We start from the raw sequence: 1,627 nt of genomic DNA on the forward strand, positions 1-1,627 counted from the left end.
TCAGCGCACCGCGTAGACGCGCCAGGCGGGCAGGTCCCCGCCGGTGGGTTCCACCTGGACCAGCCGCAGCCGCGCGTCGCGGGCGATGGCCGGGTACGCCTGGTTGACGCGGTCGGCGGGCAGCGGATCCTCCCGGGGTCGGGCCACGACGTAGCGCACGCTTCGCCGGGCCGGGTCGTGGGCGAGCTCGTCGAAGCCATGGCCGGCGGGGACGGCGAACTGGCGGGGGTTGCGCGACGCCAGCACGACCTCGAAGCCGGTCTCGGTGTCCAGCAGCACCGTCCGCGGGGGCAGGTGCTGGGCGTCCAACCAGCGGGCGAGGCCGCGGTCGGTGTCGTAGCGGTGGCGCCGCTGCCGCTCGGCGCCGTCGGCCCGGTCGGGGGTGAACACGGCGGTGAGGGTGTGCGCCTCGTCGGGGGCGATGCCGCGCTGGAGCAGACCGGCCGCGCCCGCGGGCAGGGCGGCGGCGAGCATCACGGCGACGGCGACTCCGCGGCGGTACCGGGGCGCCACCGGGCGAGCCGACGAGCGGCCGAGCGGACGGTCGGCCGAGCGGCCGACCGAGCGGGCGCCACCGGCCGTGGCCAGGCCGGTGGCGGCGAGGACGGTGAGGGGAACGAGCAGGGTGGAGGGCCCCAGCGACCAGGGCCCGCCCGGGCCGATCGCCGCCACCGCGACCGCCGTGCCGTAGCCGCCGGCGAGGACGGTCATGGCCGCCGCACTCGGCGCGGCGCGCCGCCGGACGGCGACGACCGCGGCGACGATCAGCAGGGCGGCGGCGAACGGTTCCAGCACCGCCGACTGGGCGGCGAGCCGGGCGATCCGCGTCGTGGCGCCGACGCCCGACGCACCATCCGCGTCCGCCGGCAGCAGGTTCGGGTTCGTGCCGATCGCGACCATCCGTCCCCACGACCCGGCCACCAGGGTTCCGATCAGCAGCCGGACCGTCGTGGTGAACAGCAGCGGCAGGGCGACGACCAGCGCGTCGGCGTAGGCGACCGCGCGGCGGGTCGCCACCGGGCCGTCGGCGCCCCGGTACGCCACCGCCGTCACCGCCGCGGTGGCGGCCACACCCGCGCCGAGCGCCGGCATCCCGCACAGTCCGGCGCCGGCCAGTGTCACGCCCGCCGCGGCGAGCCGGTTCGCCGACCCGCCGCGGCACCAGCGCAGCAGGTGGCGGGTCGCGAGCAGCAGGAAGAACAGCAACGACGCTTCCGCCGTGCCGTTCGCCCCGGCGTAGGCGATGGCCGGGTGCAGGGCGAACAGCGCTGCCGCGGCCGCCGAGACCCGTCGCCCGGTGCCCAGCTCGCCGGCCGTGCGGTGCAGCTGCCGCACGGCGCCGGCGGTGAACAACGCCGACTGCGCGGTGGCGCCGAGCCCGCCGGCCGCGAACGGATGCCACCACCAGGCCAGCGGCATCAGTGGCACCTGCACCGCCGCGGGCAGCGGCGCCCAACCGACGGCGAGCCAGCCCAGCTGTCCACCGTCGCCGAACAGCGGGAGGTAGGCCCGCGTCGTCAGCCGCAGCGCCTCGGGCAGGGCTGCGCCCCGGCCCAGCCCCAGCCACGCCCCGACGGCGAAATAGCCGGCGGCCAGGGCGGCGAGGACCCAGGGCGCGGGCCGGCGC

At 78.5% G+C, this 1,627-nt stretch carries 1 protein-coding gene; it reads right to left on the bottom strand.

Features of this window, described 5'->3' with window-relative positions:
• Positions 1-1,627, bottom strand: a 1,627-nt coding sequence (locus NBZ85_RS30930; protein WP_261563402.1) for a hypothetical protein, incomplete at its 5' end; no start/stop codon positions are given.

The sequence above is a fragment of the Frankia tisae genome, from assembly GCF_025403405.1.
In the GTDB taxonomy this organism is placed as follows: Bacteria; Actinomycetota; Actinomycetes; order Frankiales; family Frankiaceae; genus Frankia; species Frankia tisai.